Below are 24,895 nucleotides of genomic sequence, written 5' to 3' on the forward strand. Positions count from 1 at the left end.
ATATCCGTCGCGAAAATACGAATCGCGGTCGCGCCGGTCGGCGACGGTCCGCTCAGTGAATCTCGACGCCGTCCTCGTCGACGCTGATGTCCACGAGGCTCGTCGCCTCGTAGTCGGTGTCGTCGAGGGCGGTCTCGCCGACCTTCCGGATGGCGACGACGATGTCGGAGATGTCCGCGCCGATGTCGTCGAGCGCGCCGCAGATGGCCGCGAGCGTCCCGCCGGTCGAAAGCAGGTCGTCCACGACGAGCACGCGGTCGCCGTCCTCGATGTCGTTGATGAACATCTCCGACTCGGAGTAGCCGGTCGTCTGGTGGAGCGCGACCTCGCCGTCGAGGCCGTACTCGCGCTTGCGGATGACGACGAGCGGCACGTCCGTCTGGAGGGACAGCGCGGTCGCGATGTGGATGCCCATCGCCTCGGGCGCGACGATTTTGTCCACGTCGAGGTCGGCGGCGCGGGTGATGCCGACGACGACCTCGCGCAGGAGTTGCGGGTCGAGCATCGGCACGCCGTTGCTGATGGGGTGGACGAGGTAGGAGTAGCCGTCCTTGTCGATGATGGGCGCTTCGTGTAGGGACTCCTCGAGTCGCTTCATGGGGTCCGTTTCACGAATCGCCCCAAAAGTGGTTCGCTCTCTCGGGAGCACCTCGCGGTCGCTCAGAACACGCCGGGGGCGACGACGTAGACCAGAAGCGACCCGACGGCGCCGGCGAACAGCGCGAAGACGACCGTTGGGACGACCACCTTCCGGAGGATGTCGCCCTCGCGGCCCGCGATGCCGATGACGCCGCAGATGGCGGCGATGTTGAGCACCGAAATCATGTTGCCGACGCCGCCGCCGACGTTCTGGATGGCGACGACGAGCGCGCGGGAGATGCCGACGTCGGCCGCCGCGTTGTACTGCAGGGCGTTGAACAGGATGTCCGAGGTGGTGTTGCTCCCGGTGACGAACGTCCCGAGCGCGCCGATCCACGGCGCGACGAGGGGAAGCGCCGCCCCCGCCCCCTCCGCCAGCACCAACGAGAGGACGCTCATCATCCCGACGGTCTCTGTGGGGTTGATGCTCGACTGAATCATGACCTGCGTGAGCGAGACGGCGACGACGAGCGTCACCGCCGCCGTCGCGACCTGCCGACCGGACTCGGCCCAGGCGTCGACCATCTCGCCGGCGTCCATCCGGTAGAACAGGCCGGTCAGGACGGCGACGGGGAGAAACGGCATCGTCCCCGGCAGGTAGAGGTACGCCAGCGACCACGACATCGTCTCGTACCCGAATATCTCGTAGGGACCGATAGTGAACCCCTGTAAGACGGACACGAGGTCGAACGTCGGCCAGCGCGTGACGAGCAGGACGACCGCGACGGCGACGTACGGCGACCACGCCTTCCAGACCGGCATCCGCTTTCGCGGCTCGTCAGTGTCGAGCGACGACGGGTCGAGGCCGCCCAGCCACGCGTCGAGCCAGCCCTCGCGGTCGGGGAACGTCCACCGCTCTGTCGGGACGAGCACGTCTCGGTCGGCCATCACGATACCGACGGCGAGGACGGCGAAGCCGGCGGCGATATCGGGAAGCGCCGGGCCGATAAACCACGCGACTGCGAGCTGAACCGCGCCGGTCACCGCGCCGAGGACGAGCGCGAACGGCGCGATGGGGGCGGCGGCTCGCGCGGCCCCCCGAACCGACCGCTCGTCGTCGTCACCGAACCAGTAGACCAGCAGAAGCACGCCGAGGAGGCCCCAGAACGCGAACGTCAGCCCGGTCATGACGCCGGTCCACGCCGAAACTAACTGCCGGAACGGTCCGCCCGCCATCGCCGCCGGGAGAATCGACTCGATTTGGCTGACGCCGCCGATAATCGGCGTCCCCGCGGCCCCGAACTGCGGGTTCGGCGCGTTGAAAAACAGGCCGAACACCGCCGCCGCCAGCGGGGGGAACCCGAGGCCGATGAACAGCGGCGCGGCCAGCGCCCCCGGCGTCCCGAACCCCGCGACGCCCTCGATAATCGTCTCGAAACCGAGTCCGATGAGGAGCAACTGGATGCGCCGGTCGCGCTCCAGTCGGCGGAAGTACCACCGAATCGTCTCGATGGAGCCGCTGACCTCCAAGTAGTTCATGAGCAGAATCGCCCCGAAGACGATGAGGACGATGTTGAGCCCCTCCAGCGCGCCGTAGACCGCGGCTCCCGCCCACGCGGTCGGCTCCATACCCCAGACCGCGAACGCCAACGCGGTCGCCAGTACCCAGCCGACTCCCATCGACCGCGCCGCCGACCACCGAAGCCCGGCGAGGAGGACGAACGCGACGACGATTGGCACGCTCGCCGCGAGCGCTAATATCACGACAGATGTCATTGTGTCTTTCTGTGTGTTTGTGACCGAGTTTGTTGTAGTACGCGCACCGTTCTCCGTCCCGTCGAACCGAAAGCAGGCTTAAGAGATTCGAGCGACAACCCTACCGGGTCACGTGACACAGGCCGCGGGGTGATGGGTTTCGCGTGAGAGAGTGGCCTCGGCACTTACGACTCATAGTGAACTGACTGGCGTACTGGTTTGGATGGCATCGACCACGCTGGTGTTCGTGATTACGTCTGAAACTGGCATACTGGGCGGTGTTCCCTTTTTACTTGAATGCGAGGAACCCAACACGAATGGCACGTCAGGACGACCTCGACCGGTTCTACGATCTACTCGATAATCTTGAGCAACGAGTCGGTGGAACGCGTAAACTCAAGAACTGCACGGGATACATGGACTGGCCCGACCGTGGCGTCTACTTCTTTCTCGAACCGGGTGAGACACGCGAGTGGACCGACCAGTTACGCGTCACTCGCGTCGGGACACACGCGGTCGTGGACGGAAGTCGAACGTCGCTCTGGGATAGATTGAAACAGCATTACGGAACAGGGAGCGGAAGCTCGAACCATCCTCACGGTGGCACTCACCGTGGGTCCGTGTATCGCAAGCGCGTCGGCGAGGCCATCATCGAGAACCACGACCTGTGCGACGACTATCCCGACTGGGACGAGCGGTGGTCGAGTATCGCCCGTCGGCGGTCAGAGGTTCGTGACGAAGAATACATCCTCGAACGACGGGTGAGTACCTATATCCGCGAACAGCCGTTCCTCTGGGTGGACCTCGACGACGAACCGAGCGCCGACAGCGACCGAGCGTATCTGGAATAAGACGCAATCGCCCTCGTCAGCAACTTCGATAAGCAACCGATTGACCCACGAGGAGACGGCTGGCTCGGCCAGTACTGTCAGCGTCGGGAGATTCGTGAATCAGGGCTCTGGAACGTGAACCACGTCGGCGAGCGATACGATAGTGGCTTTCTGGATTTACTTGAGGGCGCTGTCAACGACACAACCTCGGTATGACGCCGTCTCAGTTCGAACCCTCTAACTCAGTCGTGTACTTAGGTTTCTCCTGCAGTTTCGAGAACAAGACATAGCAATCCCTTGGACGAAGGCGACTCTCTGGTCGGAGTCACTCGCCGTCTTGTCATTCTCCATCGTCTGGTCCAGTTCGATACCGTCCTGTAGGGAGATGACTTTCTCAGTCTCACCGAGCCGTTCTGAATCCTCCTTGCGAAACTGCGTGACTACGTCAAGCAGTTGTTCACGTTGTGACTGCGTAGGTCTGCATGGTTCCGCACCGTTTCCTCGGTGAGTTCGATGCTCTCGATAACGTCCGTTACCGACGGGACTGTGGTTTTGATTTCGTTGTCTGTGTAGAACGCCAGATATTCGATAGATGTCACTATCTATCCACAACAAGATATATATACCACAATACATATCTGAATTAGCAATGCCAGGGTACGATCTAAATACTGAATCGATTAATTCATTCGTAGATGATAGTCAAATTGAGTTGCCTCGCTTCCAAAGGAAGCTAACATGGACTGATAAAGATAATTTTAAACTCTGCCTGAGTGTTTTTAAAGGCTACCCTCTAGGTGTTATAGTCCTGTCAAAAGATAGTGATAAAAAGTACCTCTTAGACGGCCGCCAGCGGCGCTTTGCGCTTGATGAAATGCGAAATCCGGAAAAAGTCTACGACTGGGCGCGTTCTGCAATTGGCTTTAATCTTAGTGTTTCTGAGGATGATCTCCGTACTCAGTATTGGAGATTTGTAGACCAGTACTTTGGGGAGTTTGAAGAAGATGACGACGACGATGAAGATTTCTCAGATTCTGACATAGACACTAACGAAGATTCGATGGATAACGACCCTGACTTTTCGTCATACAATCAAGGTGAAGATGAAAATTTGATTAGATTGTTAAGTATCATTCTCTCTGTTCATCCCAAGAGAAGTAAAGCAAGTGGGATTACAAAACCCTTTGACTTCAGAGACGACGTATCTGGCTTAGATTATATTGCGGATCCGTCTTCTGGATATCGGTATGTCGATACAGATCAGTTATTAGATTGGATTGAGTACCGATCCGGCGGTAGAAAGACTCCACAGATTGACAACTTCACACAGGACGATCTCTATAATTGGTTAATGAGTGGGAAGGACCCTGGCGAGGGAGGCAATGCGACAGAGAACAAAATTCGAAAAGAGATTGACCGAAATTGGGATCAAATCATCCGCGTTTTTGAAGCGCTACAGGCATTAGACTCGACTCTGAGCAATAGAAAAATCGGATATATGGAAGTCAGAGACGCTAGTGCGAATGATGAAAAGAAGATTTTTGAGATCATAAATAGCGAAGGCACTGATTTAACAGCCGTAGAGATACTTTCAGCTAAGCCAGCGTACAATATTGAGATTGAAAATCCGAGTGAGGAAATTGTTTCTGATATTAAGAGACTATACGAAAAGGAGATGGAGGTTTCTCGTCAGGAAGCTGTCCGGTGGGACCGACCTGCAACCTTATATAGCCGATTAGAGGTTCCAACTTTATTTCCAAGTGAAGGGTATAGCTTCGAGCGCAAGGTTCGGATAGGCTTCAAACTGATGAGTGGGTACTTTTTAAATGGTATCTCAAAAGAAGATTTTGAGGCACTTGCTAAAGTGGAGGGGGTTAACTGGAGTTCAACAGAGCTAGAACAACAATTCAATCAGATTGAAAATTACATATCTGGCCATCCTCTTGTGAGCTTTTGGAAGTCGTGGGATAACCCAATGGTGCGGATGACCTCGGAAGCGGTTGCGATAAACTATCTGTTGTGTATGTTGAAATATTGGGAACTCCTGGAGAAACCAACATCAACCACATCTAGTCCGTTCCAAAAATTCCAAAACAAAGGTGCAGTCTTGTTTGACAAAATGATCTATGAATACGTAACGCGGCTATGGAGTGGATCTAGTGACACAAGGACCGCTAACAATCTGAAGAATCTATCTGTTGATAGCACACTATATACTCCAATCAAATCAGAGGATTGGGAAAGTTTGCTCACGGACCTAATTGAAGAAGGTCAAATTGAGGGACAGAACCAACTAAACAATCAAAATCCAAGTAGCAGGGTGAAACTTCTTCTGCGGTACTACTACGTATTAACACAAAAGCGTCCTACAGATGTCGGTGAAATGTCCATAGATCATATAATCCCGAGCAAAGAATTCGAAAGTTCGCCGGACGAGGATATTAAGAGATATGAACATCACATTGCTAATCTGGCCGAAATACCCGGGAGAGAAAATTCTACTAAAGGATCGAAAACACTCGAACAGATATCGGACCCTTGGCTGAAATCTGAAATTGAACGGTTCACGGGAATAGAGAGTGATAACTTTGGCGACTACTCCGACGTAACCGATATTGAGGATCTAATCGAAGATAGAGGCAAGGTAATGATTGACCAATTCTTAGAGGGCCGTCGGGAACTCCTCTCTGTCAAGTAAAGCTCAGAATAAAAAATTCATCGATCTCGCTCAGCTTCATTCCTAATATAAACAAAGCACCACGAACTAAAAATTATAGGGTATCTTTTACCGGAAAGTCGGCCTCGGCACTCATAGGGCTCCGCATCACCGAGTGCCTAGTTCGGTTCGGAACGGTGCCGTCGTCATCGGCCACCTCGCTCTCGCCCCGCGAGCGAGTAATCACCATCGGTCTCGTTCGTCCCGCTCCCGACTCGCTCACGGCTTCTCCAACACCGACACGTCGATGCGAGGGTACCGCACGCCGCCCGAAATCGAGCCCTCGTCGGCGACGACGCCCCAGAGTCGGACGCGCTCGTCGGCGAGCAGTCGAAAGCCGATGTCATCGTGGAAAAAGCGGCCGGTGGGCCAGCGGGCGACCACGTCGCCGCTGAGTCGCCCCCGGTCGTCCTCGACGGCGACGAGCGCCAGTCGAATCTCGTCGCGTTCCATCGTCTCCTCGACGCGGCCGGTGTAGGTGACGGCCGTCCCCGTGAACGACTCGGGGTTCGTCCGGAGGTCGGCGTAGGGAATCGCCGTCGCGTTCGCCGGCGTCGCGACCGCGGTCGTTCGGTTCGGAAGGGTGGACTCCTCCGAGAGTGGTTGCGGCGTCGGGAGCGACCACTCGACGGTCGGGAGGCGCACGTCCGGGAGGCGGGCGTCGAGCCACGCCGCGCGGCGGGCGACCGCGGCGCGGAGTTCCGGCGACTGCTGGACGACATCCGAGACGCGCTCGACGGCGAGGTAGGTGACGAGGCCGCCGGCGACGTAGGTGCCGGCCTTCTTGAGCGCCTCGCGGCGGGTGAGTCGGTCGGCCCCGTCGGCCTCCGGGTCGTCGCCTTCGCTCTCGGAGTCGAGGGCCTCGCTGTCGCCGTCGCCGCCCGCACCGCTCGCCCCGGCGGCGAGGTCGCGGACGAACGACTCGACGCCGGCCTCGCGGATTTCGACGGCGATAGCCGGCGCGTCGAGGACGACGAGGCCGGGCCGATGGGCGTCGGAGGCGACTCGCCCGCCGCCGACCGCCGCCACGTAGGGTTCGATGCCGGCGCGCTCGCACCGCCGGACGAACGCGCTCGCCTTGTCCGCGGTGACGGTGCCCGTCGTCGTAATCCAGATTCGGAGGTCGCGCTTTGCGCCCTCGGGCGTCTTCCCGGTGGCCTCCACGTGCACGTCGGGGCCGCGGAAGCGGACGCGCGTCTCGTAGCCTCGCGCCCCCCAGACCCGCTCGAAGACGGCGGCGAGTTCGACGTCGGAGCGGTCCGAAACGACCGACGTGAGACGGGGCGCAGTCATTGCGTCCGAGGTGCCGGGCGAGGCTGTTATGTGTTTGCGCCCGGTTCTCGGCGTTGAGAACGCGCGCGGCGAAGCGGGGCCGAAGTCGATACGGGGGACCCGGACGCCGACCGCCGCCTCAGCCGAGGAATCGGACGGCGGCGTCGGCGACGATGTCGGCCACGTCGACCACGTCGTCGGTGAAGACGAACTCGCCGGCGGCGTGGATGTTCTCGCCGTCGGGGCCGACGATGACCGTCGGGAGGCCGGCGCGGTCGCCGAGGTAGTTGAAGTCGCCGACGCTGGAGAAGTAGCCGTAGGCGGGGTCGACGCCGGAGACGGCGCGGGTCGAGTCCGAGAGGGCCGAAACGAGCGGGTGGTCGTCGTCCGTCACGTAGGGGCCGTAGCGGATGCCCTCGTCGGGCGACTCGCGGAACCCCACGTCGACCTCGCTCTCCAAGCCGAGTTCCTCGACGGCGCGTTCTGCGTCGGCGCGAGCGTCTTCGAGCGTCTCGCCGACGACGACGTGGCGGTCGACCATGAGGCGGGCGCGCTCGGGGACCGACAGCGTCTGGCTTCCGCCCTCGATTTTCAGCGGGCAGGTCGAACCCGACCCGAGTTTCGGGTGGTCGCCCACGTCGAGGTCGTCGAGCGCGGCCGCGAGTCTGCCGGCCTCGACGACCGCGTTGACGCCGGTCTCGGGTTTCGAGCCGTGCGCCGCCTGTCCGCGGACGTCGATGTCGTAGAAGTAGCGACCGCGCGCGCCGAGGAGGAGCGCCGGGTTCTCGATGTCTTCCTGTGCGAGAATCGGGCCGGGTTCGGTGACGATGGCGGCGTCGCAGTCGGCGACGACGCCGTCGCGGATGAGGCGGTCGGTGCCGAGTCCGTAGGGGCCCTCCTCGTCCACGACGGCCGTGAGGAGCACGTCGCCGGCGAGGTCGCAGTCGGCGAGGGCGTCGAACGCGACCATGACGGCCGCGAGGCCGCCTTTCATGTCGCACGCGCCCTGTCCGTACAGTTTCCCGTCCTCGATGCGGCCCGAACACGGGTCTTCGTCCCAGTCTTCGACCAGTTTCACGGTGTCCATGTGGGCGTTCAACAGGAGCGTCGGCGCGTCCGGGTCCGACCCCTCCAGTCGGGCGACGACGTTGTCGCCCTCGTACTCCGTGATGTCCGGCTCGCTCACGTGGTGGTACTCCGGGTCGTGCCCGCGGGCGTCCAACCAGTCGTAGACGAACTCGCTTATCTCGGCCTCCTCGAAGTACGGGCTCGGAATCCGCACGAGTTCCTGCAGGAGGTCGATGGTCTCGTCGGGGTCGACGCGGGGAGCGGCGTCGAGGTCGAGGCTGGTGTCCGGGTTGAGGTCGGAGTCGCCCGAGCGGTCCCCGCGCGGCGTCGCGTCGTCAGTCATCGCTCACCCCGCGGACCGACGGGTTGTACTCGTCGGAGGGGACGCCGGGGAGCGTCCCGAGGATGGCCTCGACGTCGTGGTCCTTCTGTTGGCCGCGGTACCAGTAGACGCCGAAGACGACGAGGCCGACGGCGACCCACGGGACGTAAATCGACAGCGAGCCCTTGTACGCCTCGGTCAGGAGGCCGACCGCGCCGAGCGACCCGACGAGCCCCGTCAGCGTGAGGAGCGCGGGGCGCGAAAAGCCCGCCTCCGCGCGGAGGTCGGTGCGGCTGTAGAGCACGTACAGCACCGTTATCGACACCGCGGCGTAGGCGATGAGGTAGCTGAACGTGGCGATGGCGATGGCCTGACTGAGGCCGGTGCTCCAGAAGGTGAGGCCGGAGGCGACGACGTACAGCGTCAGAAGCGACCAGTGGGGCGTCCCGAAGCGGTCGGAGACCGCCGAGAACTTCTTGGGGAACACCTCGTCCCACGCCCACGAGTAGGGCATCTTGATGCCCGCGGCCATGACCGCGTGGACCGACGACGCGGTGGCGAGCAGGCCGCCGATACCGACGATGGCCGTGCCGATGTCACCGAGGAAGACTTCCGCGGCGGTCGAGAGCGGCCGCGCCGAGTTCGCGAGGACCGTGTAGTCGCCGACGACGCCGTAGATGACGGCGGCGGTCAGCACGTACAGGAAGATGAGGATGGCCGTGCCGCCGGCCATCGCCAGGGGGAGGTTCCGCGAGGGGTTCTTCACCTCAGCGCCCATCTGCCCGGCGACGGCGATGCCGATGTAGGCGTAGAACAGCGGGACCGCGGCGGCGACGAAGCCGTCGAAGCCGCCGGTGAAAAACGGCTGGTAGTTCGCGGCGTCGATGTTCAACAGCCCGGGGCCGACGAGCACGAGTATCGACAGGATGAGAAAGCCGAAGATGGCGTTCTGCGAGCGGCTGTAACTCTTCGCGCCCACGAGGTTGACCAGAAAGAGGACCGTCAGTAGGCCGAAGCCGGCGAGCGTCGGGTCCACCGAGGGATAGAACACCTGTAAGTAGCTCCCGAAGCCGATGGCGAGAACCGCGTCGGCGGCCATGTAGCCGAGCCACTTCGACCACGTCACCACGAACCCGGGGAGGCGGCTGTCGAACGCCCGCGAGACGTAGGCGTACGACCCCGCCGCGCCGGGGAAGATAGTCGCCATCCAGCCGTAGTTGAGCGCGATACTCATCGCGAGCAGTCCCGAGAGGATGACGACGAGGATGACGCTCGGTCCCGTCGTCGAACTCGCCGTGCCGAGGGTGACGAACAGCCCGGCTCCGAGCGTCCCCGCTACCACGGTGCTCACCGCGCCGAACAGTCCGATGTCCCGCGAGAGACTCCGTCCGTCGTTCACGTCTACCGATGACATGCTATCACATGGGTCGGTTGTCGGGCAAAGTACCCCTCCCTCTCATGAGTGGGGCGGCGGGAGAGCGAGCGCCGCTCTCCCGATAGAACCCGACGCGAGGGACCCGAACCCGGGCTCAGTAGTCGCCGAGCAGTTTCGACTCCGCCTTCCGGAGGTGTTCGAGAAGCGTCGCCTTCGAGATGTCCAGTTCCCCCGCCAGCGACGCCGCGCTCACTTCGCGGGGCCACGTGTAGTAGTCGCGGCGGCGGGCCAGTTCGTACACCTCGCGCTGGCGCTCGGAGAGCGCGTCGGTGCGGAACATGCCGCCGCCGTCCTCGGGGGCGGTGATGAGTTCCACGTCGATGTCGGCGTTCCGCTCTTCGCGAATCTCCTCTAACCGCTCGTGGACGGTCTGCCGCGTCTCGTGGACGAGCACGGTCCAGCGCTCGCGGCCGCCCTGCATGCGAACCGGCTCGTCGGGGATGAACCCCCGCGAGACGAGGGCGTCGTTGATGGAGTTCCCGAGGTCGTAGCGGACGACGATACCACGGGCCGCGCTCCCCGGCACCCCGGCGTCGCCGGCGTGGTCGTCGGTCTCCCACACCGACTCGGTCAGGTCGGACGCGCGGACGGCCGCGACGAGTTCGTCCACCTCCTCGGTCGTGTCGGCGTAGGCGGTGAAACGGCCGTTGGCGAGGCCGTCTATCTCGTGGACGCCGTGACCGAGGAGCCCCCCACTCGTCTCCGCGGTCACCTGTAGCGTCCAGCAGTCCGGGTGCCAGATGTCGAGACAGACCCGAGCGCCCCGTCCTCCCTCTCGTGCCATTCGTTAGCATGGAAGGGCGCTCGCCGGGTAAAAAGGTATCCAACCTGACTCGATGCGACGCGACGGCCGGTCGGCGCGGACCGTCTCGACGGTCGCGGCGGTCTCGGCAATCGCGGTCGGTCGAAACCCTCGCGGCGCTTACTCGATTCGCTCGCGCGCCGCGGCGACCAGAAGCGGGAGCATGATGGTCGCGTCGCCGAGGACCGTCGTGTTGCGGGCGTCTTTCTCCAGTTTGCCCCACGAGCGCGCCTCGTCGAGCGTCGCGCCCGAGAGGCCGCCGGTCGCGGCGGGGTCCATCGTAATCTGGACGCCGTAGTCGTACGCGCCGGGCGTGACGAGCATCGTCTGGAGCGTGAAGTTCTTCGGGACGCCGCCGCCGACGAGGAGACAGCCGGCCGTGTCGGCGTCGTACGCGAGGTCGGTCAGCGGCGTCATGTCGGCCAGCACGTCCAGCGAGAACGACGAGGTTTGCGAGTACATCCACGCCTGCAGGCCGAGGACGGAGTCCTGAACCGCCGGGCAGTAGATGGGCACGTCGGACTCGTAGGCCGCGGCGGCGACGCCGGCGTCTTCCTCGATTCCCTCGCGGTCGTTGACCTCGCTGTTGGCGCGGCCGAGTTCGCGGCAGAGGTCGGCGATGCTGACGGTTCCCTCCTCCTCCAGCGCCGGGAACACCTCGCTTCGCAGGTGCGACTCGAACAGCGCGAAATGTTCCTGCGGGAGGTAGACGTTGTAGATGCGGTCGACCTCCTCGTCGCGGAGCGTCTCGTCGTGCTCGCGTTCGGTCTTCTCGCCGTGGTTCTGAGACCCATGATGATGCTTTCCGCCGATGGCCTCGATGGCGTCGTGGGTGAGGTTCGCGCCCGTCGTCACGAGGGCGTCCACATGGCCGTCGCGGATGAGGTCGGAGACGACCTTGCGCATCCCGGTCGGGACCATCGCGCCGGCCAGCGACATGAACACCGTGCAGTCGTCGTCGGCCAGCATCTCGGCGTAGATGTCGGCGGCCTCGTGCACGTCGGCCGCGCCGATGCCCGCGCGGCCGTACTGCTCGACTAACTCGCCGACGGTCATGCCGCCGCGGACCTCGGCGTGGCCCAGCGGGTCGTGTGTGAACTCCTCGCGGTCCGGCATCTCGTAGCCGTCATCGTCGTGGTCGCTCATGCGAGGGAGTGCGTCGGCCGAGCGTTTGAACGCCCCGGTCCGGCGAGGCCGTGCGGCGGGTTGGCAGGCGTTCGGTCGCCCTTACAGCCCGGTCGGGTGGCTGACGTACTCGGTCTCCAGCCCCCACTCGTCGGCGAGGCCCCGCAGGCTCCGCACCCCGAACGTCTCGGTCGCGTAGTGGCCCGCGAGGAACACCGAGACGCCGGCCTCGCGCGCCTCGTGGTACACCTTCTGTTTGCCCTCGCCGGTGACGAGCGCGTCGACGCCGCGGTCGATGGCCTCGTCCAGCCAGTCGACGCCGGAGCCGGTGACGACCCCGACCGACGAAATCTCGTCGGGACCGAAGTCGAGGACGGTCGTGCCCGCGCTCCCGTCGAAGTCGTCGAGCGCCGCCCGAATCTCGTCGGCCGTCTGCGGCGACTCGAAGGTCCCCGTCTGCCCGATGTGAATCGGCCCGAGCGACCCGAACGGCTCGGTGTCCGCGAGGCCGAGATGGTCGGCGACGCCGGCGGCGTTGCCGAGTTCCTGATGGCCGTCCAGCGGGAGGTGCGAGACGTAGAGCGCGAGGTCGCCGCGAATCAGCGGCTCGACGCGGTCGAAGTCGCGGCCGGTCAGCCGGTCGAGGCCGCCCCAGACGAGACCGTGGTGGACGACGAGAAGGTCGGCGTCGGCGTCGAGCGCGGCGTCGATGGTCGCCTCCGCGGCGTCGACGGCGAAGGCGACTTTCTCGACCGATTTCTCGTCGGGGCCGACCTGCAGGCCGTTGGCGCTGGCGTCCACGTCGGCGAAGTCGTCGGTGGCGAGCGTCTCGTCGAGTCGGGCGACGATGTCGGAGAGTTGCATATCGGGGAGTCGTGACTCGGGAACTTGTAAGGAACGGGGTTCGCCGCGGGTCGGTTACTCGTCTGCCCGCCCGGCGGCGTGCGAGAAGACGAACTCCCGGAGGAGCTTCGCCGCCAGCGACGCGGCCTGCCCGTCGTCGCGGTCGTTGACTTCGACCACGTCGAAGCCGTCGGCGTGGGGCGCGACCGCTCGGACCACGTCTCGCATCTCCCGAGAGGTGAGGCCGAACGGCTCTTTCGTGCCCGTGCCGGGTGCGAACGCCGGGTCAGCGGCGTCGATATCGACGCTCAGATAGACGGACTGGTCGTCCTCGAAGTCGGGGTCCCAGTCGGCGACGGCCTCGGGTTCGACCACGGTCACGTCGTCGGCGTCGGCGCGCTCCCACTCGTCGGGCGAGCCGGTTCGCGCGCCGAGAATCGCGACTTCGTCGACGCCGAGTTTGTCGAGGACGCGGCGGGTGACGGTGGCGTGGCTCCACTCGTTGCCGTCGTACTCCGTTCGCAGGTCGAGGTGGGCGTCGAGACAGACGAACACGTCGGGTTCGACGCCGGTGACGCCGGCGGCGGTGACGGTGTGTTCGCCGCCGAGGACGACGGGGACGGCGTCGTCCCAGACGGCGTCGCGGACGCTCCCGGAGAGCCATTCGACGTACTCAGGTGCGTCGTCCCACGCGCGGACGTCGCCCGCGTCGTGGACGCGCAAGTCGGTGAAAAACTGGTCGGTGCGCCGGTCGTAGTCGTCGAACGACTCGGCGAACCGACGGATTCGGTTCGGTCCGAACCGGGTTCCGGGTTGGAAGGACGTCGAGATGTCGAGCGGAGCGCCGAGAAGGACGTAGTCGGCGACCTCGCGGTCTGCGGTTGCTCCGGGGAACATCTCTGTGGCCCCCGTTTAGACGATCTTTCGCTGGCCTTCGTACTCGAGGTACTCGATCTCGTCTTCGGGGTTGAGGTCTTCCTCCTCGGGGATGCGCATCGTGAACGTCTGGTACGTTTCGAGGTCCATGATCTGGGCGTCCTCGCCGGTGACGGAGACGACCTGTCCCTGCTTGCGCTCGATGATGGGCACCCACACCTTCGCGTCGACAGGCTGGGAGAGCGAGCGTTTCTTGCTGTCGAAGACGCCGCGGGCTTCGACGCGCGCCTTCGCGCTACCGTGCTTACCGGGCTTGGCGGTACTGTAGGCGTTGATCTTGCACGGCTTTTCTTCCATCATGACGTAGCTTCCTTCTTGGAGCTCGCGCACCTGCTTCTGCTCTTTCGCCATGTCTCTCCGTTATCGGATGGAAGGTATAAACGGTTTGGAACCGTCTTCGCACGCGACTCCTTACCGTGAAAATCGCGGGCGTCGGCCGGTTCGGTCAGGCGTCTTCGACCGCGTCGACCTCGGCCATCTCCGGGTCGAACCACGTCCCCGTCGCGTCGCGTCTGGCGCGGCTCCCGAGCGCGCCGGACGCGACGTTTGGCAGTGCGAGCGCGAGCATGATGGCGGTCGTCAGCTCGCCGGGCGTCTCGACCAGCGGGATGACGTACTGGAACGGAAACAGAATCGGCGTCCGTTCGAGAAAGGTCAAAAGCACCGAAAGCGGCATCAGCAGACACCCCCAGGCGACCCCGGCCATGAGGCCGTGCCACCCGCCGTCGGCGGGGTCCGTGCCGACGACGTAGCCGGCGAGCGCGCTCCCCGTGACCCCGCCGACGAGGGTGAACTGCCCCGTCATCGCGTAGACGAGCGATTCGGTGCACGCGGCGAGACACACCCCCACGAGCACCGGTCGCCACTCCGTCATGGCAGAGAGCGTGTCCCCGCGAGCCGATAAAATTACGCGCCCGATTCTCAGCTTTGATTACTCTCTGCGGCGCTCTTTGAGGTTCTGCCGGGTGAACTGCGGCGTCGTCCGGATGCCCTTTCGCGAACGGAACGACCGCCAAAGCAGGAGGGCCACGACGGCCGTCGGCGCGCCCGCCGCGCCCACCGCGACGAGGTTCTCCGGGTTCAGCGCGTAGATGATGACCGTCGAGACGAAGCCGAACGACAGGAAGATGCCGTAGATGAGCCGCTTTGCCAGCTTGTCGAGGACGCCGCGGTTGTCCTCCAGCCGGACGTTGAGCGTCAGGTTGTCGCGGTCCGCCCGGTCGAGGACGCGTTCGAGTTTGGGCGGCACCCGGAACAGCGACTGGGCGGTCTTTTGGCCCTGCTGGCCGACGCCCTCGATGATTTTCTGGACGCTCTCCTCGCGGTAGCCCTCCTCGGTCAGGTAGTCGGTCGCCACCGAGATGAAGTCGAACTCGGGGTCGAGCGTGACACAAACCCCCTCGACGACGCCGGCGACCCGGAGCACGAGCGCGAGGTTCCGGGGGAGCCGAAGCGGGAACTCGTAGATGGTCGATTCGACCTGTTCGAGGATCTGGTTGACGCGGTACTGCTCGATGTCGTCGCCGCGGGCGTCGGCGATGGCGAGTTCCATCACGTCGCCCATCACCTGCCGGTCGACGTTCGGGCTGAGCGTCCCCATCTCGATGAGCGTGTCGAGGATGCCGTCGACGTCCTGGTTGGCGACGGCGATGTAGAACTCCACGATTTTCTCCTGGATGAACGGGTCGACCTCGCCGTGCATCCCGAAGTCGTAGAAGATGATGCGCCCGTCGTCGGTCACGGAGAGGTTCCCCGGGTGGGGGTCGGCGTGGAACACGCCGTCGTCGACGATCATCTGGAGGTAGATTCGCTGGAGGTTCGTCGCCAACTCCGTGCGGTCGATTCCCCGGTCGTCCAGCGCCTCGATGTTGTTTATCTTGGTTCCGGGGAGGTACTCCATCGTGAGCACCCGATCGTCGGAGCGTTCGGGAATCGGCTCGGGGATGACGAGCGTGTCGTCGTCCGCGAAGTTCTCCTGAATCTCGAGGAGCGTCTCGGCCTCCTCGGCGTAGTCCATCTCCTCGCGGATGGTCTTGGCGAACTCGTCGGCGAGGTTCTCCAGCGAGAACGCTCGCCCCTCGCCGATAAAGCGCATGAGAAGCGGCATCGACCACCGAATCACCCGGAGGTCGGCCTCGACGAGGTCCTCGATGCCGGGGCGGCGGACCTTGACGGCGACCTTCTCGCCTTCGTACTCGGCGACGTACACCTGTCCGAGGCTCGCGCCGCTTATCGGCTCGGTGTCGAACGCGTCGAACGCCTCCTCGACGGGGCCGAGCTCCGCTTCGAGGACGGCCTTCGAGTCGTCCCACGGCGCGGGTGGCACGTCGTCTTGGAGGGTTCCGAGCACCTCGATGTACTCCGGGGGGAGGATGTCGGGGCGCGTCGACAGGAGCTGTCCGAGCTTGATGAACGTCGGCCCGAGCGTCAGTAGCGACTCGAGGAGGACGTCGGCGCGCTTGACGCGCATCTCGGTCGTGACGCGTCGGCCGCCGCCGAACAGGAGGTACTTCCGCTTGTCACGGGTGTACGCGACGATGAGCGGGAAGAACTGATACAGGACGACGAGGAACCGCCAGTAGGCGCGGAGGTTGACCAGCGTGACCACCCGCCTCGTCAGGCGTCTTCGTCGCCGGTGGTGATGGGGATGGTCCGCTCGGAGGCGGCCTCGCGCTTGGGCAGGCGGATTTCCAGCGTCCCGCGCTCCATCGACGCCTCGGCCTCGTCGGCCACGGCGTCCGGGGGGAGGGGGACCTCGGCGTCGAGGAACAGCGGGCGCTCCTCGCGGACGTAGTCGAACTCGGCGGGGAGCTGTTTGTCGCGTCGCGCTTCGACGACCAGGCGGCCCTTCTCGACCCGAAGCTCCGCCGTCTCGGCGGTCACACCCGGGAGGTCGAGGACCAAGAGGTAGGACGTCTCGGACTCCAACAGGTCGGCGAACACCGCGTCCGGGAGGTCGGACAGCGCGTCGCGCAGTGCTGACATGAACGGTCATAGGGAGTCGGGGTCGAAAAACCCGGCGGTCTCGCGCGCTCGCGCGAGCGCAAGGGCGATACTAACCACTTACCGACTCGGAAACCGCCAGCCGACGCCTCCGAGGCCGACGCTTTTTGCCCCCCGAACCGAAGGGCCGGTATGAACCACGACGACCGACGCACGGCCGGGTTCAAGCAACGAACGCGGCTGTCGGACGCCCGCGAGGCGCTTCTCGCGGCGGCGACGCCGCACGACCGAACCGTGCGCCGACCGCTCGCCGAGGCCGACGGCCGGGCGCTCGCGGACGACGCGGTCGCGCCCGCCGACGTGCCCGGTTACGACCGCGCCGCCATGGACGGCTACGCCGTTCGCGCGTCGGACACCTTCGGCGCGAGCGGCCGCTCGCCGAACGTCCTCCGAATCGTCGACGGCCCGGTCGAGCCGGGAACCGCCGCCCGCGTCCACACCGGTAGCGACGTACCCGACGGGGCCGACGCCGTCGTGATGGTCGAACACACGGAGCGCCTCGGCGACGAACTCGAAGTGTTCGACGCGCTCGCGGAGGGCGAGAACGTCGGCGAGCGCGGCGAGGACGTGCGTGAGGGAACCCCGCTTTTCGAGGCCGGCCACGAGCTTCGCCCGTCCGATATCGGCCTGCTTCGCTCCGTCGGCGTCGAGGGGGTGACGGTGTTCGAACGCCCCCGCGTCGCGGTCATCCCGACCGGCGAGGAACTCGTCGAGTCCGACCCCGGCCCCGGCGAGGTCATCGAGACCAACGGCCTGACCGTCTCCCGACTGGTCGAGCGCTGGGGCGGCGAGGCGAGCTACCGCGACATCGTCGTCGACGACGCCGACCTGCTCCGCGAGGCCGTCGAGGCCGACCTCGACCACGACGTGGTCGTCACCACCGGCGGGTCGTCGGTCGGCGAGCGCGACCTCATCCCCGAGGTGGTCGACGACATCGGCGAGGTGCTGGTCCACGGCGTCGCCCTCAAACCCGGCCACCCCGTCGCGGTCGGCGTGGTCGAGGACACGCCGGTCGTGATGCTCCCCGGCTACCCGGTCGCCTGCGTCGTCAACGCCTTCCAGTTCCTCCGCCCGGTGCTGAAGCACGTCGGCTCGCTCCCCGAGCGTCCCCTGCCGACGCAGGAGGCGACGCTCACGAAGAAGCTCCCGAGTTCGCCCGGCACGCGGACGTTCGCCCGCGTCAAACTCGACGCGTCGGGCGACGAGCCGACCGCCGAGCCGACCCGGACGAGCGGGTCGGGTATCCTCTCCAGCGTCGCGCTCGCGGACGGGTGGGTCGTCGTCCCCGAGGAGGTAGAGGGCTACGACGAGGGCGACACGGTCGCCGTCGAAGGCTGGGAGTGGTCCGCATGAGAAAGCAGTTCCGCGACCTCGCCTCCCCCGAGGACGCCCGCGAGGCCATCGCGTCGCTCGACCTGACGCCCGACGCGGAGACCGTGGCGCTCGAAGACGCCCGCGGCCGCGTCCTCGCCGAGCGAATCGACGCCGAACTCGACGTGCCCGGCTTCGACCGCGCGAGCATGGACGGCTACGCGGTCCGCGCCCGCGACACCTTCGGCGCGGACGAGGCCGACCCGGTCGAACTCGACCTCGCCGGGGCGGTCCACGCCGGCAACGAACCGGACGTGGCGGTCGACCCCGGGACCGCGGTCGAAATCTCCACCGGCGCGGTGATGCCGCCGGGCGCGGACGCCGTTGTCATCGTCGAGCGCACCGAGGAGCGAGACGGCTCGCTCGTCGTCTACTCGGCGGTCGCCCCCGGCGACAGCGTGATGCCCGCCGGAACCGACATCGCCGCCGGCGCTCGCGCGCTCGGCCCCGGAACGCGCCTGACGCCCCGCGAAATCGGCCTGCTGTCGGCGCTCGGCGTCGACGAGGTGCCGGTCCGCGGGAAGCCGACCGTGGGCATCGTCTCGACCGGCGACGAACTCGTCCGGCCGGGCGACGAACTGCGCTCGGAGGCGGGCGAAATCTACGACGTGAACTCCTACACCATCGCCGCGGGCGTCGAAGAGGCCGGCGGCGTGCCGAAGCTCTACCCCCACGCCGGCGACGACTACGAGGAGATGGAGCGCCTGCTCCGCCGGGCGGCCGACGAGTGCGACCTCGTGCTCTCGTCGGGGTCGACGTCCGCGAGCGCGGTCGACGTCATCTACCGCGTGGTCGAAGAGCGCGGCGAACTCCTGCTTCACGGCGTCTCCGTCAAGCCCGGCAAACCCATGCTCGTCGGCACGCTCGGCGAGGGGAGCGCCTACATCGGCCTGCCTGGGTACCCGGTCTCGGCGCTCACCATCTTCCGGACGTTCGTCGCGCCGGCGGTCCGCGACGCCGCGGGCCTCCCGGAACCCCGGACCGCGACGGTCGAGGGCGCGATGGCCGCCCGCGAGCGGTACGCCGAGGGGCGGACGCGGCTCATGCCCGTCGGCCTCGTCGACGACGGCGACGGGAACACGCTCGTCTACCCCGTCGACAAGGGGTCGGGCGCGACGACGAGCCTCGTCGAGGCCGACGGCGTCGTCGAGGTCCCGGCCGACGTGGAGTACCTCGCCGAGGGCGAGTCGGTGACGGTCCAACTGTTCTCGCCCGACGTTCGCGCGCCGGACCTGCTCGGCGTCGGCGAGGACGACCCCGCGCTCTCGCGCGTCCTCGACCGGGTGTCGTCGCCGCGGTACCTGCCGTTCGGCTCCCGCGAGGGCCTGCGACGGCTCCGAGACGGCATCTCAGACGTGGCCGTCGTCGCGGGCGACCGGGGCGACGCAATCGACGGCATCGACGCGGTCGAACTCGGTTCGTGGACCCGCGAATGGGGGCTCGTGGTGCCCGCCGGCAACCCCGATGGAGTCTCCGGGCTCGCGGACCTCGTGGACGGCGACCTCCGCTTTATCAATCGGGATTCGAACTCCGGCCTGCGGACCGACCTCGGCAACGCCGTCGCCGCTCTCGCCGACGAGCGCGGGACGACCCGCCACGAACTCGTCGAGTCCATCGAGGGGTTCGACCGCGGGTCGAAGGCGTTCGAAAGCCCCGCGCGGGCGGTCGCCGCCGGCCGCGCCGACGCCGGACTCGGCCTCCGCGCGACCGCCGACTCGCTCGGGCTCGACTTCGTCTCGCTCGGGACACAGCCGGTCGCCGTCCTCGCGAACCCCGACCGGGCCGAGAAACCCGGCGTCGATTCGTTCCGCGACGCGCTCGCGGCGAGCGACGACGTGTTTGCCGCCCTCGCAGGAGTCGAGAGGGGCCAAGCGCCGCGGTAACGTTTTAGAAAGCCGCCGGGAGCGGTTCAGATATTCGCGTTTCGCTGAAGTATAAACTAAGTGGAACGTTTTTATCCACGTAGCGTGTATATCTGGTATATGAACCGCCCTCTGAAGGTCCTACACGTCGACGACGACCCCGAGATGCTCGCCCTCTCGACCGCCGCGTTCCGCCAACTCGACGCCGTCTCCTTTCGCACCGCCGAGTCGGCGACCGAGGCGCTCGACGTCATCTCCGCCGAGTCGGTCGACTGCGTCGTGAGCGACTCGCTCGTCCTCCCGAACGGGGTGCCGCTCGTCAAGGCAGTCCGACAGAAACACGCCGACATCCCCATCCTCCTGTTCACGGCGAAAGAGTGGCCCGAAGTCGCCGACGTCGCCACGACCGCCGGCGTCACCGAGTACGTCCAGAAAGCCGGTCCCGGCGACCTCGCGACGGTCCTCCAGCGGGTCCGCGACCTCGTCGACGACGACAGCGTCGACTCCGCGCTCGCCGTCGGGGTTTCCGCGGTCACGCGGGCCCTCGAAGAACACGCCGCCGCGACCGCCGAGGCGTCGTTCGGCGTCGACGACGACTGGGAACTCGTCGGGCAGTGGCTCGGCGACGAAGAGCTCGGCATCGTCATCGTGGAGTCCGTCGAGTCCTACGGCGGACTCTCGGCCATCGAGACGCCGCTGTACGAGTACATCGACACCGACGCGCTGGAAGAACTGCTCCACCCCGTCGTCGAAGACGAAGAGCGCCCCGGCATCGAGGTCCGGTTCCCCTACGAGGACATCCAAGTCGCCGTCACGAGCACCGGCGACATCTTCGCCCGCCCGTCGACCGAGCGGACGCTCTCCTGAGCGTCGGCTCTCCATCTTCGTCTTCGTTTTCTCGCCCGCCGAGTCGAACCTCAGCCGGACCGGACGAGGTCGTCGAAGCTCTCGACGCGGTACTCGCCGAGCACGCATCGCCCGCGGTGTTCCGGGCCGTGTCGTTCGACGTGGATGCCGTCCAAGCCGGCGTTCCACGCGGCCCCGATGTCGCTTTCGCCGTCGCCGGCGAGGACGCCCGCGGTGCCGCCGTCGGTCAGGAGTCGGTCGTCCAGCCCCAGTTCACCGATAGCGCGGCGGACCGGCGCGGCGTCGGGTTTCCACCCCGTCTCCTCGGTACAGCAGACGACGGTATCGAACCAGTCGCGCACGTCGAGGTGGTCCAACACGGGGTCGGTCAGGAACTGCTGACAGTGGGTGACGATGCCGACCGGGCGGCCGGCGGCGTGAATCTCCTCGATGAGACGCTCGGCGTCGTCGTGGAGGTACGTCACTTCAGCTCGCTTCGCTGGGTCTTCCTCGCGGTGGAACGCGGGCCAGAACTCGGCGGGGTCGATACCCCACTCGCGGAGCATCGGGTCGCGCGCGCCGCCGAGCCCGTGCCAGATGGTCTCGGCTTCGCGGTCCGTGAACCGCCGGCCCAGTCGGTCGCCGACGCGGTCGAACACGTCGCGCGTGTACGACCAGTCGGCGTCGACGAGGGTTCCGTCGAGGTCGAACAGCCAGAAATCGTAGTCATCGGCGACCATTCGGACAACACAGTACGTCAGGCGTGGATAAATGTCTTCCCCCGCGTCACGAACCGCTCGATTCGACGCGAATCGCGCTCCCGAAGTACTTGTGGAGCACCTCCCGGACCGAGTCGGCGTTGAACGCGTCGAGGTCCGCGGCGACGGCCTCGCGGAAGTCGTCCAGCGACGCCTCGTCGGCCCGGAGTTCGGAGAACGAACACGAGACGACGTTCGCGTCGAGCCACGACGCCGCGAGGTCGCGGGCGTGGCGCTCGTCGTTCACCTCGCCCCGCCAGAGCGCGTCGCGGAACAACAGCCAGCCCTCCTCGCCGGGCGGCGGCGGAGTGACGCGGACCGTCGTCTCGAACTCCCGCGGGTCGGTCTCGACGCCGGCGGCCGCGTCGAGGCGGAAGCGGACCCGGAAGACGTAGGTGAGCGCCGCGGTCCCCTCGTCGCTCACAGCTCGTCGTCGAACAGGTCGGCGAGCCGGAGGTCCTTGTCCGTGATGCCGCCTTCCTCGTGGCTCGTGAGGCGGACTTCGACCTCCTGGTACCGAATCGTTATCTCGGGGTGGTGGAACTCCTCTTCTGCGACCTCGCCCACGCTGGCGGCGAACGCCACGCCGTCGAGGTAGTCGTCGAACTCGTAGACGCGGACGATTTCGTCGCCGTCGCGTTCCCAATCCGACCCGAGTTGTGCGTCGACTTCGTCGTCCGAGAGCAGGTCTGCCATGCCGAACCCGTCGGGTGGCACCCCGATAAGGATTCTGCCGGACTGTCAGGTTCCGCCCGCCCGGAGGACGAACCGCGGCCCCGTCAGGCGCCGTCGCCCCTTGCGGTCGCGGCCACGGACGATGCATCCCGTGACCGACACCTCGTCGCCGCGGGCGACGACTCCCGTCACTTCTCCGCCGCCGAGCGCGACGTGGCCGGCCGGCGGGACGCGGACCCGGACCTCGCCGGTCGAGTCGCGGAGAACGAACGGGCGCGTCGCGCGGCCGACGACCGGCCGACCGCCCTCCCCTCGTCGGTCGTCGCCGGCGCTCGCGTCGCCCCGCCAGACCTCGACCGCCGGCCCGCCGCTCGCGACTTCCGCGACGGTGCCGACGACAGTCGCCCGAGCGACGCCGTCGAGGCCGTGAACCCGTCGTCTCGGGGTCGCCTCGACGAGGCGGCGACGCGCTCGCGCCCGGAGGCGGTGCACGAGATGCCGGCCGACGGCCGAAAACGCGCGGGCGGCGGTGAGTCGGCGGTCGGCGTCGAGACGGGAGCGTCGCGCGAGGCTCGTGGATTTCGGTCGGCGTGCCATCGACGCGGGGTGGTCCCGCGCTCGGATAAGAAGGTTCGCTCGGCGTCCGCTTCGGCCGACCGTCAGTCGTCGGAGAGCTGTTCGAGGACGCGCCGGGGCACCTCGCCTTCGAGCGCCTCGCGGTCGAGGTCCTCCGGCGGGTCGCCCGAGAACTCGATGGACGGCCCGGACGGCTCGGACGGCCCGGCCGAGTCCGACGCGCCGAGGTCGTCGAAGCCGGGGTCGAAAAGCCGCATGGCGGTCTGGATGGTCGTCCAGTCGTCGTCGCCGGCGGCGTCGCGGAGGCTCTTGGTCGGCGCGGCGAGAATCTGCCCGACGAGCGCGTCCGCGAGCGACTCGACCGTCTCGCGCTGTTCGTCGGTGAGGTCGCCCTGCGCTTCGAGCTTCGACAGCGCCGTCGACACCTCGCGGCGCTTGACGTGCTCTGCGGCCTCGTACATCGAGCTGATGGCCTCGTCGGCGCGCTTGCGCTTGTAGGCGGCGAGCAGGCGGTCGAACTCCTCGTCTATCATCGCCTCGACCTCGCTGGCGGCCTCCTCGCGGCGCTCCGCGGTCCGGTCGGTCACCGTCTCCAAATCGTCGATGTCGCGGACGCGGACGCCGTCGATGTCGGCGGCGGCGGGGTCGACGTCCCGCGGCTGGGCGATGTCGATGAGCATCGTCTCGCCGGCGTCGTCCAACTGGTCCGGCGTGACGACGTAGTCGGGACTGCTCGTCGCCGTGATGACGAGGTCGGCGTCGCGGAGGCGACCGCGGAGGTCGTCCAGTCCGGCGGCCTCCGAGACGCCCGGCACCTCGCGGGTGAGGTGGCGGGCGTTGGCGACCGTCCGGTTCGCCACGACGAGGTCGCCCACGTCGACCGACGCGAGCGCTTTCGTCGCAAGTGTGCCCATCTCGCCGGCCCCGACGACGAGGGCGTCCACCCCGCCGACGGGGGCGTCGAGTTCGGCCCGGGCGAGCCTGACGGCGGCGCTCCCGAGCGAGACGGCGCCCTCGTTGATTGCCGTCTCGTCGCGGGCGCGCTCGCCGACGTGGACGGCCTTCATGAGCGCGTCTTCGAGCATCGGGCCGATGGCGTCGCGTTCGCGGGCGGCCTCGATGCCGGCTTTGACCTGTCCGAGAATCTGGTCCTCGCCGAGGACGAGCGATTCGAGCCCCGACGCCACGCGCATGAGGTGGCGGAGGGTCTCTTCGTGGTCCATGTAGCGGACGCTCCCGTCTCGGACGTCGGGAGCGAAGTCGTCGAGCGCGCGGCGGCCGTCGGTCGCGTCGTCGGTGACGACGTACGCCTCGGCGCGGTTACACGTCTGCAGGGAAAACGCCTCGGAGACGCCGTCGCGGGCGAGGAGTCGCTCGACGACCGTCCGAACGTCGTCGCTCGACGCGGCCTCAATCTCGCGAACGCTGGCCCGGTCGTGGGCGACGCTCACACCGGAGATGACGCCCGAATCTCTCATGAATCACCTCGCTGTGTGTCTCGTATCACGCGCGCTGCCTCTTGGCGGGGGTTTGCATCGCCGGTACGTAAAGCCTTCCAAACCGACGGGTCTCGCACGACCGCGCGAATCGCATCACGGCGCTCGGCCGGCGACCGGTCGGACGCCTTGAGTTCCGCGCGAAGCTCCGCGGTCAGCGCGGCCATCTCGCCGGCTCCCTCCAGTTCGGCTTCGACGCGCTCCCGGAGGTGCTTCGAGAGGGCGGGACTCGCCCCGCCGGTCGTGATGGCGACCGACACGTCGCCGTCCTCGACGGTGGCCGGGACGACCACGCTCCCGGCGTCGCGCTCGCCGCTCCGGTCGGCCCGGTTGACCAGCGCGTCCGCGTCTCGGGCCGCCGCGACGACCGCGTCGTTCACGGCGTCGTCGTCGGTCGCCGCGACGACGAGCGCCGGGGCGAACCGCTCGACCCAGCCGGGAACCTCGTCGGGCGCGGGAGCCGCTCGGACGAGCTCCGCGTCGCCGAAGTCGCGGTCTCCGAACGCGGGGCTGACGACGACGGTCCGCGCCTCGCGGGCGAACCGGCGGGCCTTCCGCGCGCCGACGGGCCCCCGCCGAAGACGACGACCGTCTCGTCGGAGAGGTCGTGGACAAGCGGAATCAT

22 protein-coding genes and 2 pseudogenes are annotated in these 24,895 nt (G+C 66.3%); 5 read left to right on the plus strand and 19 right to left on the minus strand.

The window, feature by feature from the left end:
• Positions 1-52 precede the first annotated feature (52 nt).
• Both hpt and C441_RS13945 read right to left on the minus strand, forming a co-directional pair.
• Positions 53-598 carry a hypoxanthine/guanine phosphoribosyltransferase gene (hpt, locus tag C441_RS13940; protein WP_007275651.1) on the minus strand — a complete coding sequence of 182 codons (546 nt, stop codon included), beginning with the start codon at positions 596-598 and terminating at the stop codon, positions 53-55.
• Positions 599-660: 62 nt separating this feature from the next.
• On the minus strand, positions 661-2,355 hold the full coding sequence (locus C441_RS13945; RefSeq protein WP_049920601.1) for an L-lactate permease: 1,695 nt from the start codon (positions 2,353-2,355) through the stop codon (positions 661-663).
• Between the two features lie 296 nt (positions 2,356-2,651).
• Between C441_RS13945 and C441_RS20630 the strand changes: the two are divergent.
• Both C441_RS20630 and C441_RS19100 read left to right on the plus strand, forming a co-directional pair.
• A pseudogene (locus C441_RS20630) lies at positions 2,652-3,380 on the plus strand (hypothetical protein).
• 433 nt (positions 3,381-3,813) lie between these two features.
• Positions 3,814-5,862: a DUF262 domain-containing protein gene (locus C441_RS19100; protein WP_007275654.1), complete on the plus strand. Its 2,049-nt coding sequence runs from the start codon at positions 3,814-3,816 to the stop codon at positions 5,860-5,862.
• A 237-nt stretch (positions 5,863-6,099) separates the two neighbouring features.
• Here C441_RS19100 and C441_RS13960 read toward each other — a convergent pair whose 3' ends face one another.
• The 11 genes from C441_RS13960 to C441_RS14010 all read right to left on the minus strand — a co-directional run bounded on the left by C441_RS13960 (position 6,100) and on the right by C441_RS14010 (position 16,668).
• Positions 6,100-7,173 carry a hypothetical protein gene (locus tag C441_RS13960; RefSeq protein ID WP_007275655.1) on the minus strand — a complete coding sequence of 358 codons (1,074 nt, stop codon included), beginning with the start codon at positions 7,171-7,173 and terminating at the stop codon, positions 6,100-6,102.
• A gap of 118 nt (positions 7,174-7,291) precedes the next feature.
• The gene (locus tag C441_RS13965) at positions 7,292-8,563 is read right to left on the minus strand and encodes a M20 family metallopeptidase (protein ID WP_007275656.1); all 1,272 of its coding nucleotides are present in this window, start codon (positions 8,561-8,563) and stop codon (positions 7,292-7,294) included.
• Positions 8,556-9,956 carry an APC family permease gene (locus C441_RS13970; RefSeq protein ID WP_007275657.1) on the minus strand — a complete coding sequence of 467 codons (1,401 nt, stop codon included), beginning with the start codon at positions 9,954-9,956 and terminating at the stop codon, positions 8,556-8,558. The genes C441_RS13965 and C441_RS13970 overlap by 8 nt, the downstream gene beginning before the upstream one ends.
• A 115-nt stretch (positions 9,957-10,071) precedes the next feature.
• Entirely contained in the window at positions 10,072-10,761 is a 690-nt protein-coding gene (locus tag C441_RS13975; RefSeq protein ID WP_049920603.1) for a helix-turn-helix domain-containing protein, read from the minus strand.
• Between the two features lie 138 nt (positions 10,762-10,899).
• Positions 10,900-11,925, minus strand: coding sequence for a deoxyhypusine synthase (locus C441_RS13980; protein WP_007275659.1), 1,026 nt, complete (start codon positions 11,923-11,925; stop codon positions 10,900-10,902).
• A gap of 81 nt (positions 11,926-12,006) precedes the next feature.
• A complete protein-coding gene (locus C441_RS13985; protein ID WP_007275660.1) occupies positions 12,007-12,768 on the minus strand; it encodes a Nif3-like dinuclear metal center hexameric protein in 762 nt (253 codons plus the stop codon).
• A gap of 54 nt (positions 12,769-12,822) precedes the next feature.
• Positions 12,823-13,644, minus strand: a complete 822-nt coding sequence (gene speB / locus C441_RS13990) for an agmatinase (protein WP_007275661.1) — start codon at positions 13,642-13,644, stop codon at positions 12,823-12,825.
• A 15-nt stretch (positions 13,645-13,659) separates the two neighbouring features.
• Positions 13,660-14,034 (minus strand): translation initiation factor IF-5A, encoded by a 375-nt coding sequence (locus tag C441_RS13995; RefSeq protein WP_004062652.1) that lies wholly within the window; start codon positions 14,032-14,034, stop codon positions 13,660-13,662.
• A gap of 94 nt (positions 14,035-14,128) precedes the next feature.
• Entirely contained in the window at positions 14,129-14,557 is a 429-nt protein-coding gene (locus tag C441_RS14000; RefSeq protein ID WP_007275662.1) for a DUF5518 domain-containing protein, read from the minus strand.
• Positions 14,558-14,614: 57 nt separating this feature from the next.
• Positions 14,615-16,291, minus strand: a complete 1,677-nt coding sequence (locus C441_RS14005) for an ABC1 kinase family protein (protein WP_007275663.1) — start codon at positions 16,289-16,291, stop codon at positions 14,615-14,617.
• 8 nt (positions 16,292-16,299) lie between these two features.
• Positions 16,300-16,668 (minus strand): Hsp20/alpha crystallin family protein, encoded by a 369-nt coding sequence (locus tag C441_RS14010; protein ID WP_004062650.1) that lies wholly within the window; start codon positions 16,666-16,668, stop codon positions 16,300-16,302.
• A 150-nt stretch (positions 16,669-16,818) separates the two neighbouring features.
• Here C441_RS14010 and C441_RS14015 point away from each other — a divergent pair, with 150 nt between their 5' ends.
• The 3 genes from C441_RS14015 (at position 16,819) to C441_RS14025 (ending at position 20,786) form a co-directional block, all read left to right on the plus strand.
• Entirely contained in the window at positions 16,819-18,039 is a 1,221-nt protein-coding gene (locus C441_RS14015) for a molybdopterin molybdotransferase MoeA (protein ID WP_007275664.1), read from the plus strand.
• Entirely contained in the window at positions 18,036-19,940 is a 1,905-nt protein-coding gene (locus tag C441_RS14020) for a molybdopterin biosynthesis protein (protein WP_049920607.1), read from the plus strand. The genes C441_RS14015 and C441_RS14020 overlap by 4 nt, the downstream gene beginning before the upstream one ends.
• A 99-nt stretch (positions 19,941-20,039) precedes the next feature.
• Positions 20,040-20,786 (plus strand): response regulator, encoded by a 747-nt coding sequence (locus C441_RS14025; RefSeq protein ID WP_007275666.1) that lies wholly within the window; start codon positions 20,040-20,042, stop codon positions 20,784-20,786.
• 50 nt (positions 20,787-20,836) lie between these two features.
• Here C441_RS14025 and C441_RS14030 read toward each other — a convergent pair whose 3' ends face one another.
• The 6 genes and pseudogenes from C441_RS14030 to C441_RS14055 all read right to left on the minus strand — a co-directional run bounded on the left by C441_RS14030 (position 20,837) and on the right by C441_RS14055 (position 24,895).
• On the minus strand, positions 20,837-21,505 hold the full coding sequence (locus C441_RS14030; protein WP_007275667.1) for an HAD family hydrolase: 669 nt from the start codon (positions 21,503-21,505) through the stop codon (positions 20,837-20,839).
• Positions 21,506-21,551: 46 nt separating this feature from the next.
• Entirely contained in the window at positions 21,552-21,947 is a 396-nt protein-coding gene (gene lwrS / locus C441_RS14035; protein ID WP_007275668.1) for an LWR-salt protein, read from the minus strand.
• Positions 21,944-22,219 (minus strand): 4a-hydroxytetrahydrobiopterin dehydratase, encoded by a 276-nt coding sequence (locus C441_RS14040; protein WP_007275669.1) that lies wholly within the window; start codon positions 22,217-22,219, stop codon positions 21,944-21,946. The genes lwrS and C441_RS14040 overlap by 4 nt, the downstream gene beginning before the upstream one ends.
• A 45-nt stretch (positions 22,220-22,264) precedes the next feature.
• Positions 22,265-22,795: a hypothetical protein gene (locus C441_RS14045; protein ID WP_007275670.1), complete on the minus strand. Its 531-nt coding sequence runs from the start codon at positions 22,793-22,795 to the stop codon at positions 22,265-22,267.
• A gap of 62 nt (positions 22,796-22,857) precedes the next feature.
• Complete coding sequence (hemA, locus tag C441_RS14050; protein ID WP_007275671.1) at positions 22,858-24,252, minus strand: glutamyl-tRNA reductase; 1,395 nt, start codon at positions 24,250-24,252, stop codon at positions 22,858-22,860.
• A pseudogene (locus C441_RS14055) lies at positions 24,249-24,895 on the minus strand (precorrin-2 dehydrogenase/sirohydrochlorin ferrochelatase family protein). Before C441_RS14055 ends, hemA begins: the two are co-directional and overlap by 4 nt.

Origin of the sequence: Haloferax sulfurifontis ATCC BAA-897, assembly GCF_000337835.1 — an archaeon.
GTDB classification, from domain to species: domain Archaea; phylum Halobacteriota; class Halobacteria; order Halobacteriales; family Haloferacaceae; genus Haloferax; species Haloferax denitrificans.

Coding starts and splice junctions, on each gene's coding strand:
- C441_RS13970 (WP_007275657.1), bottom strand. CDS start 9,956: ATGTCATCGGTAGACGTGAACGACGGACGGAGTCTCTCGCGGGACATC.
- C441_RS14025 (WP_007275666.1), top strand. CDS start 20,040: ATGAACCGCCCTCTGAAGGTCCTACACGTCGACGACGACCCCGAGATG.
- C441_RS14015 (WP_007275664.1), top strand. CDS start 16,819: ATGAACCACGACGACCGACGCACGGCCGGGTTCAAGCAACGAACGCGG.
- speB (WP_007275661.1), bottom strand. CDS start 13,644: ATGTTCCCCGGAGCAACCGCAGACCGCGAGGTCGCCGACTACGTCCTT.
- C441_RS13980 (WP_007275659.1), bottom strand. CDS start 11,925: ATGAGCGACCACGACGATGACGGCTACGAGATGCCGGACCGCGAGGAG.
- C441_RS14020 (WP_049920607.1), top strand. CDS start 18,036: ATGAGAAAGCAGTTCCGCGACCTCGCCTCCCCCGAGGACGCCCGCGAG.
- C441_RS13960 (WP_007275655.1), bottom strand. CDS start 7,173: ATGACTGCGCCCCGTCTCACGTCGGTCGTTTCGGACCGCTCCGACGTC.
- C441_RS14030 (WP_007275667.1), bottom strand. CDS start 21,505: ATGGTCGCCGATGACTACGATTTCTGGCTGTTCGACCTCGACGGAACC.
- C441_RS13945 (WP_049920601.1), bottom strand. CDS start 2,355: ATGACATCTGTCGTGATATTAGCGCTCGCGGCGAGCGTGCCAATCGTC.
- C441_RS13975 (WP_049920603.1), bottom strand. CDS start 10,761: ATGGCACGAGAGGGAGGACGGGGCGCTCGGGTCTGTCTCGACATCTGG.
- hpt (WP_007275651.1), bottom strand. CDS start 598: ATGAAGCGACTCGAGGAGTCCCTACACGAAGCGCCCATCATCGACAAG.
- C441_RS14040 (WP_007275669.1), bottom strand. CDS start 22,219: ATGGCAGACCTGCTCTCGGACGACGAAGTCGACGCACAACTCGGGTCG.
- C441_RS14045 (WP_007275670.1), bottom strand. CDS start 22,795: ATGGCACGCCGACCGAAATCCACGAGCCTCGCGCGACGCTCCCGTCTC.
- C441_RS14000 (WP_007275662.1), bottom strand. CDS start 14,557: ATGACGGAGTGGCGACCGGTGCTCGTGGGGGTGTGTCTCGCCGCGTGC.
- C441_RS14010 (WP_004062650.1), bottom strand. CDS start 16,668: ATGTCAGCACTGCGCGACGCGCTGTCCGACCTCCCGGACGCGGTGTTC.
- C441_RS13965 (WP_007275656.1), bottom strand. CDS start 8,563: ATGACTGACGACGCGACGCCGCGCGGGGACCGCTCGGGCGACTCCGAC.
- hemA (WP_007275671.1), bottom strand. CDS start 24,252: ATGAGAGATTCGGGCGTCATCTCCGGTGTGAGCGTCGCCCACGACCGG.
- C441_RS13985 (WP_007275660.1), bottom strand. CDS start 12,768: ATGCAACTCTCCGACATCGTCGCCCGACTCGACGAGACGCTCGCCACC.
- C441_RS19100 (WP_007275654.1), top strand. CDS start 3,814: ATGCCAGGGTACGATCTAAATACTGAATCGATTAATTCATTCGTAGAT.
- C441_RS13995 (WP_004062652.1), bottom strand. CDS start 14,034: ATGGCGAAAGAGCAGAAGCAGGTGCGCGAGCTCCAAGAAGGAAGCTAC.